We start from the raw sequence: 13,807 nt of genomic DNA, 5'->3' as shown, positions 1-13,807 counted from the left end.
AACACCGTGCCGTCCGCTCCCCCCTCCGCGCCGCCCCGCCCGCGTCCCCGGTCCCGCCCCAGGTCCCGTCCGCGCCGGCTCGGGCCGGGCGACCGCCTCTTCCTGGCCGTCGTCGTGGGCGTCCCCCTGCTCGCGCTGCTGTTCTTCGTCTGGCTGCCCGCGCTGGCCTCCATGGGCCTGTCGTTCACCAGTTGGGACGGCATCGCGCTGTCCGACATCCACTGGACCGGGCTGGAGAACTACCGGCAGATCTTCACCAACTACCCGCCGTTCTGGCCCGCGGTGCGGCACAACGTCATCTGGCTGCTGTTCACGGCGCTGCTGCCGACCCCGTTCGGGATCTTCCTCGCCTACCAGCTGGACCGGAAGCTGCGCTTCACCCGGGTCTACCAGACGGCGATCTTCCTGCCGATGGTGCTCTCCCTGGCCGTGGTCGGCCTGATCTGGGAGATCATCTACAACCCCGACAGCGGGCTGCTGGACGGGATCGTGAACGCCGTCGCCCCCGGCCACCACATCGACTGGCTGGGCGACCCGGACCTCAACCTCTGGTCCGTGCTGGTCGCCTCGGCCTGGCGGCACACCGGCTACATCATGATCCTCTACCTGGCCGGCCTGAAGGGCTTCGACCCGGCCCTGAAGGAGGCCGCGGCCCTCGACGGCGCCAACGGCCGGCAGACGTTCCTCAAGGTGGTCTTCCCCGCACTGCGGCCGGTCAACGTCGTCATCCTGGTCGTCACCGTCATGGAGTCGCTGCGCGCCTTCGACGTGGTGTACGTGCTCGGCGGCGGGGTCGGCAGCAAGCCCGGCATGGAGCTGCTGTCCCTGCTGATCACCGACAACATCATCGGCGAGTCCAGCCACATCGGTTACGGCTCCGCGCTGGCCGTCGTGCTGCTCGTCGTCTCCCTGGCCGCCATCGGGACCTTCCTCGTACAGAACTTCCGCAAGGAGGCCCAGTGACCACCACCGCCACCGAGCCGGCCCCCTCCCGGGCCCGTGTCGAGCGGGGACCGGGGCCGCGCGCCGTCTCCCGCCCGCCCCGCCAGACGGGCCGTCACCTGATGCTCGGCGGCATCGCCCTGCTGTGGCTGCTGCCGCTGCTCTGGGCGATGTACACCTCGCTGCGCCCGTACAAGGACACGGCCGAGCACGGCTACCTGTCCTGGCCGCACGGGATCAGCCTGAGCAACTACACCGACGCCTGGACCCAGTCGGGCATGCCGCACTTCTTCTGGAACTCGGTGCTCATCACCGTGCCCTCGGTGCTGGGGACCCTGCTGTTCTCCGCGGCGGTCGCGTTCTTCGTCTCGCGCTTCGACTTCCGGTGGAACATCGTCCTGCTGATGCTCTTCACCGCGGGCAACCTGCTCCCCGCCCAGGTGCTCATCACCCCGCTGTACCGGGTCTACCTGCTGATCCCGCTGCCGGCGTGGATGAGCGACTCGCTGCTGCTCTACAACTCCGTGTGGGGCATCATCGCCATCCACATCGCGTACCAGTGCGGGTTCTGCACCTTCGTGCTCAGCAACTACATGAAGACGATCCCACGGGAGATCTCCGAGGCGGCGCTCGTCGACGGCGCCCAGGTGTGGCGCCAGTTCTTCCAGATCATCCTGCCGCTGTGCCGGCCGGCCTTCGCCGCGCTTGCCACGCTGGAGGCGATCTGGATCTACAACGACTTCTTCTGGCCGCTCGCCCTCATCGAGACCGGGGACAAGCGCCCCATCACCTCGGCCCTGGCCAATCTGCAGGGCCAGTACTTCACCAACCCCAACCTCATCGCCGCCGGCGCCCTGATGACGGCGATCCCCACGCTGCTGGTGTACTTCGCGCTCCAGCGCCAGTTCATCAGCGGCCTGACCATCGGTTCCGGCAAGGGCTGACGCCCCCACAGCACCCGCCCCGCCGTCCCCCCAACCCCAGGAGGCCGACCCATGCGGTCACCCTCGTACTCCGTCCTGCCCTCGGGCACCGCCCGGACGCTGCTCGTCCTGGCCCTCACCGCCGGCCTGTCCGCCGCCGTTCCCGCGGCGCGGGCGACCGCACCGGACGCGCCGGCCGTACCCGAAGCGCCGGCCGCCGCGGCGGCGCCGGTCGCCGCCACGCCGTACATGGGCTGGTCGAGCTGGAGCATGCAGTCCTCCAAGTACCCCGGGCTCAACCCGGACGGCGACTACAGCTGGCTCACCGAGCGGAAGGTGCTCCAGCAGACCGACGCCATGGCCGCCAAGCTCAAGAAGTACGGCTACAGCTACGTCAACATCGACGCCGGCTGGTGGCGGGACAACGACTGGAAGCCCGAGTTCGACGCCAACGGCCGGCAGACCGCGGACCCGGTGCGCTTCCCCCGCGGCATGAAGCCGGTCGCCGACCACATCCACGCCAAGGGCCTGAAGGCCGGCATCTACCTGCCCGTCGGCCTGGAGAAGGAGGGGTACGGCGGCGGCACGGTCCCGATCTGGAACGCCCCCGGCTGCACCACCGCCGACATCGTCTACGGCGACCTGCGCACCACCAACGGCTGGGACAGCTCGTACAAGATCGACTTCTCCCGCCCCTGCGCGCAGAAGTACATCGACTCGCAGGCACGCCTGATCGCCGACTGGGGCTACGACTTTCTCAAGATCGACGGCGTCGGCCCCGGCTCCTTCAAGAGCGGCGACAACTACGACAACGTCGCCGACATCGCCGCCTGGCAGAAGGCCATCGCCGCCACCGGCCACCCCATCCACCTGGAACTGTCCTGGTCGCTCGACATCGGCCACATCGCCGACTGGAAGAAGTACTCCAACGGCTGGCGGATCGACACCGACGTCGAGTGCTACTGCGACACCCTGGTCAGCTGGGAGAACTCCGTCGACGACCGCTTCGCCGACGCCGCGGCATGGAGCCGCCACGGCGGTCCCGGCGGCTGGAACGACCTGGACTCCCTCGACGTCGGCAACGGCGCGATGGACGGTCTCACCGAGGCCGAGCGGCAGACCTACATGACGCTGTGGGCCATCGCCAAGTCCCCGCTGTTCACCGGCGACGACCTCACCCGCCTCGACGCCTACGGCACGTCGCTGCTGACCAACCGCGAGGTCATCGCGCTCAACCAGTCGAGCACCCCGGCGGCGCGCCCGGTCACCGCGACCGGCGACCGGCAGGTGTGGGCCGCCAGGAACGCCGACGGCAGCTGGACCGTCGCTCTGTTCAACCTCGGCACCGCGCCCGCCGCCGTCACCGCCGACTGGGCCTCCCTCGGCTTCTCCGGCCGCGGCTCCGTCCGTGACCTGTGGAGCCACAAGGACCTCGGCAGCCTCAAGGACAAGATCACCGATACCCTGCCCGCCCATGGCTCGCGCCTGTTCACCGTCACTCCGCACGGCCCCGCGCAGGCGACGACCGGCTACGAGGCCGAGGCCGCCGGCAACACCCTGGGCGGCGGCGCCTCGGTCGCCGACTGCGGTGTGTGCTCCGGCTCCCACAAGGTCGGCAACCTCTACCTCGGCGGCTCGCTGCGCTTCAACGACGTGGTGGTCCCCAAGGCCGGCAGGTACACGGTGAAGGTCGGCTACGTCAGCGGCGACCCCCGCCAGGCCGAGGTCTCCGTCAACGGCGCCGCCGCCACCACGTACGCGTTCCCGTCCACCGGCGACTGGGGGACGGCCGAGACCGTGGGCATCCCGCTCAGCCTCAAGGCCGGCGCCAACACCATCACCTTCGACAGCGGCTCCGGCTACGCCCCCGACATCGACCGGATCGACGTCCCGAAGCGCGCGTGACCGCCGCGGGGCCCGGCGCGCGCCGGGCCCCGCACCCCGCGGCGGCCGTCCCCCGGCCGACCGGCGCGGCGGGGTCGGGACCCCGCCGACGGGCGGGAGCCGTCCGGGCGCGGTAGACATCAAAGGGTGAGCCGCCGATCCGGATCCGACGGGGGGCCGGGCGGGAAGATCGACTACGAGTCGGTGTTCCTGGCCTTCCCCGTTCCCGTGCTGCTGCTCACCCCGGACCTCGTCGTCGCCGACGCCAACGAGGCGTTCCTGCGGGTCTTCGGCCTCGACCGGGAACGCCTGCGCGGCATGCCGGCGGTCGAGGCGTTCCCCGCCGAACCGGAGAACGGGGTGACCCGCATGAGCGCCTCGGCGCAGCGCGCCGTGGCCACCGGCGAGCAGGACGTGATCGGCCCGGTCCGCTACGACGCCGTGCGGCGCGACCCCGGCGACGACGGGGTCCGCTACTGGAGCCCCGTCCACATCCCGGTCGTCGGGCCCGACGGCGAGGTCAGCATGGTCATCGCGCGCCTGGACGACGTCACCGCCCTGGTCCGCGCCGGCGGCGGCCGGGACGCCGCGGACGGCGGGCTGAGCAGCGACGTGCTGGCGACCGCCGGTCTGCTGGTGCGGGCGCAGGAACTGGAGGCACTCAACGAGCGGCTGCGCGAGGCGCACGCCCGCGAGCGCGCCATCGCGGTCACGCTGCAACGCGCGATGCTGCCCACCGTCGTCCACGACCAGTACGACTTCGCGGCCGTCCGCTACCGCCCGGCCACCGGCTCCCTGAACGTGTGCGGCGACTGGTACGACCTGACCGGGCTGGAACGCAACCGGCTCGCGGTCGCCGTCGGCGACGTCGTCGGGCACGGCCTGGAGGCCGCGGGCGTCATGGGGCAGCTGCGCAGCGCGCTGAGCGCCGCCGTCCGTGCCTTCGGCCAGCCGGGTCCCGCCCTGAAGACCCTGGCCCGGTACGCCATCACCGTCGACGGCGCGCTGGCCACCACCGCCGTCCAGATGGTCATCGACCGCGCCCGGGGCACCATCACGTACAGCAGGGCCGGTCATCCGCCGCCCGCGCTGCTCGACGCCGGCGGCGAGAGCACGGTCTTCCTCGACGCGATCGCCGACCCCCCGCTCGGCGCCTGGACGTACGAGGCGAACCGGTCGCAGGCGACCGTGGGCTACTCGCCCGGGGCGATTCTCGTCCTGTACACCGACGGCCTGATCGAACGCCGCGGCGAGGACATCGACGTCGGGCTGCGGCGGCTCGCCGAGAGCATCGTCCGGCACCGCAGGCTCGACCCGGAGGACCTCGCCGACGCCCTGCTGCGCGACCTGCGTGCCGCGGACGGCAGCGACACCGACGACGACGTCGCGCTGGTCACGCTGCGGCTGTAGCGGCGCGGCGCGCCGCGCCCGGACACCACCGGGGGCACACGTAGGGTGATCGGCACCGTGCGACGCGGGGCCCGTCCTGCGACGGCGGTCGTGGAGAGGGCGGCGATCGATGGCTCGCGAGCACGGCGGCCGGTGTGACGTGATCGTGGTCGGAGCGGGGGCCGCCGGACTGGCCTGCGCGGCCGACCTGAGCGCGGCGGGCCTCGCGGTGCGCGTCCTGGAGGGCTCCGACCGCGTCGGCGGCCGGATGCGCACCGACCGCCACCTCGGCTTCCTGCTGGACCGCGGCTTCCAGGTCTTCAACACCTCCTACCCGCAGGTGCGGCGCCGGCTGCGGCTGCGCGACCTGCGGCTGCGGGCGTTCACGCCCGGCGTGGCCGTGCACACCGACCGGGGGCGGCTGCTGTTCACCGATCCGAGCCGCCGCCCGCGGGAGGCCGCCGATCTGCTGCCGGGCCGGCTGGCCTCGGCACGCGACCTGGCCGCGCTCGGCGTTCTGAGCGCCCGCGACATGCTGCTGCCCGCCCGCGTGCTGCGCCGCGGCCAGGACACGACGACGCTCACGGCCCTCGCGGCGGCCGGGCTCTCCGGGGACATCGTCGAGGGCTTCTTCCGGCCGTTCCTGTCGGGCGTCTTCCTGGAGGACGAACTGGAGACCTCCAGCCGCTTCTTCCACCTGGTGTGGCGCAGCATGCTGCGCGGCACCCTGTGCCTTCCGGCCGAGGGCATCGGCGCGGTGCCCGCCCAGCTCGCCCGGCTGCTGCCCGAGGGCGTGGTCCGCACGGACGCGCCGGTGCGCGAACTGACCGCGTACGGCGTCCTGCTGGACGACGGCACGGAGACGGCGGCGCCGTCGGTGGTCGTGGCCACCGGCCCGGAGGCCGCCGCGCGACTGCTTCCGGGGCTCACCGTGCCGGAGACCCGTACGGTGACGACGCTGTACCACGCGGCCGAGCGCTCGCCGCTGGCGGAGCCCACGCTCCTGGTCGACGCGCGGCGGCGGTTCCTCAACACCGTGGTGCTCACCGAGGTCCACCCCGGGCTGTCCACGGACGGCCGCGCACTGGTGTCGACCTCCGTCCTCGGCGTCCCCGGACCGGAGGAGGAGACGGCGGTGCGCGAGGCGCTGGCCGAGGTGTACGGCACCGACACGGGCGCCTGGGAGCCCCTGCGCACCTGCACCGTCCCCGGCGCCCTCCCGGCGATGCCGCCGCCGCACCCGCTGAGCCGTACCAGCCGGGTCACCCCGGGGCGCTATGTGTGCGGCGACCACCGCGCCACCGGCTCCCTCCAGGGCGCGCTGGCCTCGGGCGCCCGCGCCGCGCGCGAACTGCTGGCGGACCACCGCCGCACGGCCCGGGCCTAGCCGGTCAGCGGGCCGACTGCTTCTCCGGCGTGAGCGCGGCGTCGAGCAGGGAGGCGGCGATCGAGCGGGCGACGGCGCCACTGCCGACGGTGTTGAGCGCTGTACCGCGGGCCACGGCGCCGTCGTACAGCAGAGCCAGCTGCTCGCCGAGCGTCTCCGGATCACGGGCGCCGGCGCGCCCCGCGAGGCCGGCCAGGCGGCGGGCGAACTCGGTCTTGTAGGTCGCGGCCAGCCGGTGGACAGGGTGGTCGGGGTCGGGGACCTCGACCGCGGCATTGAGGAACGGGCAGCCGCGCAGCGGCGCCGAGGGGTCCGGAGGCGGCCAGGAGAAGACGGCGAGCAGCTGCGCCCTGGCGTCCTGAGCGGTCATCTCCGGCGGGACCCGCGGGGGCAGCAGCGCGTCCTCCATCTCCCGCAGAAAGGCGTGCACGAGCTCGTCCTTGCCGCTGAAGTGCTGGTACAGCGTGCGCTTGGACACCTCGGCGGCCGCGGTGAGCTGTTCCATCCCCGTCGCGTTGATGCCCTGGGCGGTGAACAGCTCGGTCGCCGCCTTGAGGATCCGCTCACGGGCGCCGCGGCCGCGGCGCCGGCGTACGGGCGATGCTCCGGTCGTGCTCATGCCTCCAGGGTACCGATCGTTGTACTTAACCGGAAACCCCTGTTACGGTCGCTTAAGTACACCGATCGGTTTGCTTAAGTGGGTCGCCGACCCCTCGCCGCGCCCGATCGACACGGCCCCCGCACTCCGTTGGAGACCTGGTCGATGACCTCCCCACCCCAGAACACGACGCCCGCCGGCCACGCCGAACCGGCACGGGCGCCCCACCCCGCCGCTCGCCCCGTCTCACGCCGCCCGGTGCACCCGGGCCTGGTCCTCGCCGTCCTGGCCACCTCGGTGTTCCTCTCCGCGCTGGACGTCTTCATCGTCAATGTGGCGCTCGCGCCCATCGGGCAGGGCGTCGGAGAGACCTCGCTGTCGAAGCTGAGCTGGATCCTCAACGGCTACGCGATCGTGTACGCCGCCCTCCTGGTCCCCGCGGGCCGGCTGACGGACCGCTTCGGCGGCAGGACCGGATTCCTGCTCGGCCTGGCCGTGTTCACCGCGGCCAGCGTCGGCGTCGCGGCCAGTGGCGACCTGTGGGTCCTGGTGGCCCTCCGCTTCCTCCAGGCGGCCGGTGCCGCCGTGCTCACCCCGGCCAGCCTGGGCCTCGTCCTGACCACGGCCCCGCCCGCCAGGCTCACCCGGTACATCCAGATCTGGGCGGCCAGCGGCTCGCTCGCCGCCGCGGCCGGCCCGGTGGTGGGCGGACTGCTCGTGCAGGTCGCCTGGCAGTGGATCTTCCTGCTCAACCTCCCGATCGGCGTGGCCGCGCTGGTCCTCGCCGCCCGCCTGCTGCCCCACGGACGACCCTCCGGCGACGCCCGGATGCCCGACCTGCTGGGCGGTGCCCTGCTGGCCGTCGCGATCGGCTCACTGGCCCTCGGGCTGGTCCAGGCACCGGCGTGGGGCTGGGGCGCGGCGCCGACACTCGGCAGCTTCGCGCTGACCGCCGTGGCACTGGTCCTGTGCCTGCTGCGCTCCGCGCGGCACGCCGTCCCCGTCGTCGACCTGCGGCTGCTGCGCAACCCGGTGTTCGCCTGGGCCGGTGTCGCGACGCTGCTATTCTACGCCGCCTTCGCCGTCCAACTGCTCGGCCTCACCTTGTGGTTGCAGCAGGAATGGCACTGGTCGGCCATCGGGACGGGCCTTGGCGTCGCCCCCGGCCCCGCCATGGTGTTCGTCGCCTCCGCCGCCGGACGGCGCCTCGCCCGGCGCCTGCCGGTCGGTGTGGTGGCGGCACTGGGCGCGGCACTCGTGGCCGCCGGTACCGCCTGGCTCGCCCTCGCCGCGGACGGGCACCTCGACTACGCCACCGACATCCTGCCCGGCTGGCTCGTCGCCGGTGTCGGAGTCGGCCTGGCCCTGCCGACCCTGATCTCCTCGGCCACCGCCGACCTCCCCAAGGACAAGGCCTCCACCGGCAGCGCCGTCGTCACCATGGCGGGCCAGGTCGGCAACGTCATCGGCGTCAGCGTCCTCGTCGTCCTGCTCGCGGCGGGAGCCCCCGGCCGGGCCGCGCACACCTTCTCGCACGCCTGGTGGACATCGGTCGGGATCGTCGCCCTCAGCGCGCTGGCCGCGCTCGGCGTGACGCCGCGGCGCAAGGCAGCCGTCCCGGACCCCGGAAACGTGGCCGGCTGAGCGCCGTACACCCTCCCGAAACCCCGCTCTTTCTTCTTCCCGCACCTCAGGAGTCTCCCCATGCGTTACACGACCTTCGGACACCGCACCGGACTGCGCGTCTCCGAGTACGCCCTCGGCACCGGCAACTTCGGCACCGGCTGGGGCGCCGGAGCCGACCTCGAGGAGTCCCGCCGCATGTTCGACCGGTTCGCCGAGGCAGGCGGCACCTTCGTCGACACCGCCGACAACTATCAGTTCGGCGAGTCCGAGGAACTGCTGGGCCGCTTCATCGCCGCGGACCGCGACCACTTCGTCCTGGCCAGCAAGTTCAGCAACGGCTACGCGGCCCGGAAGGACATCTCCAAGACCGGCAACAGCCGCAAGAACATGATCCATTCGGTCGAGGCCAGCCTGAGGCGCCTCGGCACCGACTACATCGACCTGTACTGGGTCCACTTCCCGGACGGCCTGACGCCGATCGAGGAGATCCTGCGCGGCATCGACGACCTGGTGCGGTCGGGCAAGATCCTGCACGCGGGGCTCTCCAACTTCCCCGCGTGGCGGGTGGCCCGTGCCGCGACGCTCGCCGACGTGAACAACTGGGCCCCGGTCGCCGGCGTCCAGGTCGAGTACAGCCTCGTGGAGCGCAGCCCCGACCGCGAGCTGCTGCCGATGGCCGAGAGCCTGGGCCTGGCCGCCGCGCTGTGGTCGCCGCTCGGCGGCGGCCTGCTGACGGGCAAGTACCGCGGTGGCACGCAGGGCCGGCTGAGCGATCTCAAGACCCTGGTGCACACCGAGAGTTCCGACCAGAAGACCGCCGTCGTCGACACGGTGCTGGACATCGCGCGGGAGACCGGTGCGACGCCCGCGCAGGTGTCCGTGGCCTGGCTCCGCGAGCGCGCCGCGCGGGCGGCGACCTCGTTCCTCCCGATCATCGGGCCGCGCAACGCCGCGCAGCTGGAGGACTACCTCGGGGCGCTGGAAGTCCGGCTCGGCCCGGAGCAGTACACCCGCCTGACCGAGGTCAGCGCCGTCCCGCTCGGGGTGCCGCACGAGGCGATCCTCGGCGTCCGCGACGACGTGCGCGGCGGCGACGCCTCCCGCGTCGACGCCCCGCTGCGGCCGGTGGCCTGACCCGCGCGACGCTCGGGTGCCCCGCGTCACACTGTGGCGTGGGGCATCCGCGGGAATGAATCCGCCCCCCAGAAACGTAATGATAGGGTAAAACGCGCTGGTGGCCAGGCCTGCCGCGGGGGACCCGTGCCGTGGGGCCCGGACGGTCGACGGCTGTGCCACCGCCCTACCGCGAATCCACGCATCCATGACGTGGAACCACCTCTGGGAGGCAAGAGTGGGAACTCGGCGGACGACCCTTCCCGGTGTCGGAACGCAGTACGACGTCACCACCCGCGCGGGCCGGCACCTCTCGGTGGTGGTGCACCAGGACGGCCGGCGCTTCCTGGGCTTCTACGGCGCCGAGGACCCCGACTCGTGCCAGTTGTCGATACCGCTGGAGGGCGACGAGGCCGCCGTGCTGGCCCGTCTCCTGGACCCCACCCCGCTCGAGGCCGTGCACACCGAGGGGATCGGCCTCGTCACGGAGCAGATCCCGGTCAACTCCCGCTCCCCGTACGCCGGGCGGCTGCTCGGCGACACCCGCGCGCGGACCCGCACCGGCGCCTCCATCGTCGCCGTCATGCGCAGGACGAGCGCGCACCCCTCCCCGGGGCCGGACTTCCGGCTGGCGATCGGCGACACGCTGGTCGTGGTCGGCACCCGGGAGGGCGTGGACGCGCTCGCCGCGATCGTGGCGGGGGAGTGAGGATGCACGACACGACCGAACTCCTCATCGAACTCGGCGCCGTCATCCTCGGACTGGGGCTGATCGGGCGCTTCGCCGGCCGCTTCGGACTGTCGCCCATACCCCTCTACCTGCTGGCGGGGCTCGCGTTCGGGCACGGCGGCCTGCTGCCCCTGGACGCCAGTGAGGACTTCACCGCCGTGGGCGCGGAGATCGGGGTGATCCTGCTCCTGCTGCTGCTCGGCCTGGAGTACAGCGCCTCGGAACTGGTCACCAGCCTGCGCACGCAGTACCCCTCCGGCCTGGTCGACTTCGCGCTCAACGCGGTGCCGGGGGCCGCCGCGGCGCTGCTGCTGGGATGGGGGCCGGTGGCCGCCGTCGCACTCGCCGGGGTCACCTGGATCTCCTCCTCGGGCGTCATCGCCAAGGTACTGACCGACCTGGGCCGGCTCGGCAACCGCGAGACCCCGGTGGTCCTCGGCGTCCTGGTCATCGAGGACCTGGCGATGGCGATCTACCTCCCGCTGCTGACCACCCTCCTCGCGGGCATCGGCCTGGCGGCCGGCGGCCTGGCCCTCGCCATCGCGATGGGCACCGTGGGCGCCGTGCTCTTCCTGGCACTGCGCCACGGGCGCCTGCTGAGCAAGGCGGTCTCCTCGCAGAACCCGGAGATGCTGCTGCTCGTCGTCTTCGGCCTGGCCCTGGTCGTCGCGGGGTTCGCACAGAAACTCCAGGTGTCCGCGGCCGTCGGCGCGTTCCTGGTGGGCATCGCCCTGTCGGGCGAGGCCGCCGAGGGCGCGAGCCGGCTGCTCATGCCGCTGCGGGACCTGTTCGCCGCCGTCTTCTTCGTGTTCTTCGGCCTGTCCACCGACCCGGCCGCCATCCCGCCGGTCCTGCTGCCGGCGCTCGCGCTGGCCGCGGTCACCACCGTCACGAAGATCATGACGGGCTGGTACGCGGCACGGCGCGCCGGCATCCACACCCGCGGCCGCCTGCGGGCCGGCGGGACGCTCGTGGCCCGCGGCGAGTTCTCGATCGTCATCGCGGGCCTCGCCGTCGCCAGTCAGCCCCGGATCGGCCCGCTGGCCACCGCCTACGTCCTGATCCTGGTCATCGCCGGCCCCCTGGCCGCCCGCTGGACCGAGCCCGCCGTCACCGCGCTGCGGGCCGTGTTCCGCCGCGTCCCGTCCGCCGCGCTCGAGGGCGACCGTTCGATGGCGGTCGAGGACCTGCCGGACACGACCTCCGCGGGAGCGTCGCGCTCGTCGGGCTGACGGTTCCGGACGCGGTGGCGCCGCCTCGGCGGTGACCGGGTCCGGCCTACGGGTGCGCGCGGTGCGCGGCAGGGTGTCCCGCCAGCGTGCACCGCGCGCTCCCGTGGGCCTCCGCGCGCTCCGCCCGCCCGTGGCGGGTGGCGATCCCCTTCGCGGCGACCGCGGACAGGCCGCCGGCGGGCGGCGGCCCGGACGGCATCGGCCGAGACCTGAGTTCCACGCCGGCCGACCGCCGGCCCCTTCCTCCGGCCGGTCCCGCCCAGGCCGGAGCGGCCAGGAGCGCGCCACGGTCACGCGCCGGCCCGACCGCCCCGCGGAGGAGCGGTCGGTGCCCCGATGGTTGACCTTCACCTCGGGGGAGGCCGCACCATCGGTCGGACCGGGCAATGTGCTCGGTACGAGGAGGAGCGAGCATGGGGTTTGTGACCATCGGGACGTTCGCGAAGGCGTCCCGCCTGTCGCCCAAGGCACTGCGCCTTTACGACGATCTCGGCCTGCTGACCCCCGCTCGCGTCGACCCGGCGACCGGCTACCGCCTCTACGCGCCGGAACAACTGGACCAGGCCCGGCTGGTCGCCTGGCTCCGGCGCCTGGGAATGCCCCTGGCCCGCATCCGGCACGTCACCACGCTGGAGCCGGCCGCGGCAGCGCAGGAGATCCGCGCGTTCTGGGCCCAGGTCGAGGCCGACACCGCCGCGCGGCGCGATCTCGCGTCCTTCCTCGTCGACCATCTGTCGCGGAAGGACCCCGCCTTGTCCCCGAACAGCAAGCCCCTCGGCATCCGTTACGCCGCCCTGTCCGACCCGGGCCTGGTCCGCGAGAGCAACCAGGACACCGCCTACGCCGGGTCCCGTCTGCTCGCCGTCGCCGACGGCTACGGACGTGCGGGAGCCCCCGCCAGCGCGGCCGCCGTCGAAGCGCTCAAGTACCTCGAAACGGACAGCGTCCCGGCGGGCAACCTCCTGAACGTCCTCGAAGAGGCCGTCGAACAGGCCAAGCTGGCCGTGGAGGGCGCCGTCGGGACCGGTTCCTCACCCGAAGAAGCCGGCACGACACTCACCGCGATGCTGTGGACCGGATCGCAGCTGGCCCTCGTCCACATCGGCGACTCCCGCGTCTGTCTCCTGCGTGACGGCGAGCTGTTCCACGTCACACACGACCACACCATGGTGCAGTCGATGGTCGACGAAGGACGCCTCACCCCGGAGGAAGCCGCCTCCCATCCCCAGCGGTCGCTGTTGCTGCGAGCCCTGGGCCGGGGAGTCGACGGAACCGCCGACATGCGTCTGCACGTCGCCCGGCGGGGCGACCGCTACCTGCTCTGCTCCGACGGTCTGTCGGCTGTCGTGCCCGTCGACCAGATCCGGCAGGTGCTCTGCGGTACCAGCGACCCCGAGCAGGCCACCCGTGAACTCGTCGCCGTCGCGAACGGCCTCGGCGGGCCCGACAACATCAGCTGCGTGGTCGCGGACGTCGTGGAGCTCGCGCCGTAGGAGCGAGCGGCACGGGCCTCGCGGCGCATCGGACCCGCCCCGCTCCGCCCCGTGTCCGGTGCCGAGGTGCTTCCCCGAACGCCGGAACGCGCGCGGCGCGCCGTGGCGGGGCCGTCCCTCCGGCGCCCCGGGTGCCGTGCCCGGACACCGGCGTGTGTGGCTGAAAACCGCCGGTTCGCGAGCGGGTCGCACGGCATACGGGCGGCCGTGGCGGGACAGCCGGGGGCGGGGCGGGGGAGGGCCGGCCCGCGGCGGACCGCCGCCGTAAAGGCCCAGGTGAGAGGGGGAGATGTGTCACGGGTGGCGCCCGCCGGCCGATGCCGGCGGGGTGGTGGGCGGAACGGTGGACGACGGCGCCCCGGGCGCCGGTTGTCCCCTTCCGGCCATGCGCGGTCTTTCGGCCACCTCGCGACGCGGGTCAACGGCTCGCCACCCGCCGGGCCGGACGCTCTCGCCGGGCCGCCGGTACGTCCGGTTTTTGCCGTACCCC

At 73.1% G+C, this 13,807-nt stretch carries 11 protein-coding genes; 10 read left to right on the top strand and 1 reads right to left on the bottom strand.

The features are described from left to right. Positions 1-6: 6 nt before the first annotated feature. The 5 genes from PV364_RS10940 to PV364_RS10920 all read left to right on the top strand — a co-directional run bounded on the left by PV364_RS10940 (position 7) and on the right by PV364_RS10920 (position 6,525). The gene (locus tag PV364_RS10940; RefSeq protein ID WP_319659605.1) at positions 7-963 is read left to right on the top strand and encodes a sugar ABC transporter permease; all 957 of its coding nucleotides are present in this window, start codon (positions 7-9) and stop codon (positions 961-963) included. Further along, a complete protein-coding gene (locus tag PV364_RS10935) occupies positions 960-1,886 on the top strand; it encodes a carbohydrate ABC transporter permease (protein ID WP_401975386.1) in 927 nt (308 codons plus the stop codon). The genes PV364_RS10940 and PV364_RS10935 overlap by 4 nt, the downstream gene beginning before the upstream one ends. A gap of 51 nt (positions 1,887-1,937) precedes the next feature. Beyond that, complete coding sequence (locus PV364_RS10930) at positions 1,938-3,770, top strand: alpha-galactosidase D (protein WP_319659604.1); 1,833 nt, start codon at positions 1,938-1,940, stop codon at positions 3,768-3,770. Positions 3,771-3,896: 126 nt separating this feature from the next. Then, positions 3,897-5,159, top strand: a complete 1,263-nt coding sequence (locus tag PV364_RS10925; protein ID WP_319659603.1) for a PP2C family protein-serine/threonine phosphatase — start codon at positions 3,897-3,899, stop codon at positions 5,157-5,159. A gap of 109 nt (positions 5,160-5,268) precedes the next feature. Further along, positions 5,269-6,525, top strand: coding sequence for an NAD(P)/FAD-dependent oxidoreductase (locus PV364_RS10920; protein WP_319659602.1), 1,257 nt, complete (start codon positions 5,269-5,271; stop codon positions 6,523-6,525). Between the two features lie 4 nt (positions 6,526-6,529). Here PV364_RS10920 and PV364_RS10915 read toward each other — a convergent pair whose 3' ends face one another. Beyond that, positions 6,530-7,144, bottom strand: coding sequence for a TetR/AcrR family transcriptional regulator (locus PV364_RS10915; RefSeq protein ID WP_319659601.1), 615 nt, complete (start codon positions 7,142-7,144; stop codon positions 6,530-6,532). A 144-nt stretch (positions 7,145-7,288) separates the two neighbouring features. Here PV364_RS10915 and PV364_RS10910 point away from each other — a divergent pair, with 144 nt between their 5' ends. The 5 genes from PV364_RS10910 (at position 7,289) to PV364_RS10890 (ending at position 13,317) form a co-directional block, all read left to right on the top strand. Continuing rightward, positions 7,289-8,767 (top strand): MFS transporter, encoded by a 1,479-nt coding sequence (locus PV364_RS10910; RefSeq protein WP_319659600.1) that lies wholly within the window; start codon positions 7,289-7,291, stop codon positions 8,765-8,767. A gap of 60 nt (positions 8,768-8,827) precedes the next feature. Then, complete coding sequence (locus PV364_RS10905; protein ID WP_319659599.1) at positions 8,828-9,883, top strand: aldo/keto reductase; 1,056 nt, start codon at positions 8,828-8,830, stop codon at positions 9,881-9,883. 217 nt (positions 9,884-10,100) lie between these two features. Next, positions 10,101-10,571: a cation:proton antiporter regulatory subunit gene (locus tag PV364_RS10900; protein WP_319659598.1), complete on the top strand. Its 471-nt coding sequence runs from the start codon at positions 10,101-10,103 to the stop codon at positions 10,569-10,571. Positions 10,572-10,573: 2 nt separating this feature from the next. Next, positions 10,574-11,824, top strand: coding sequence for a cation:proton antiporter (locus tag PV364_RS10895; RefSeq protein ID WP_319659597.1), 1,251 nt, complete (start codon positions 10,574-10,576; stop codon positions 11,822-11,824). A 413-nt stretch (positions 11,825-12,237) separates the two neighbouring features. Next, positions 12,238-13,317: a MerR family transcriptional regulator gene (locus PV364_RS10890; RefSeq protein ID WP_319659595.1), complete on the top strand. Its 1,080-nt coding sequence runs from the start codon at positions 12,238-12,240 to the stop codon at positions 13,315-13,317. Positions 13,318-13,807 lie beyond the last annotated feature (490 nt).

Origin of the sequence: Streptomyces sp. MI02-7b, from assembly GCF_033793585.1 — a bacterium.
In the GTDB taxonomy this organism is placed as follows: Bacteria; Actinomycetota; Actinomycetes; order Streptomycetales; family Streptomycetaceae; genus Actinacidiphila.
The sequence above is the reverse complement of the archived record's forward strand: the minus strand, read 5'-3'. Positions and strand labels throughout refer to the sequence as shown.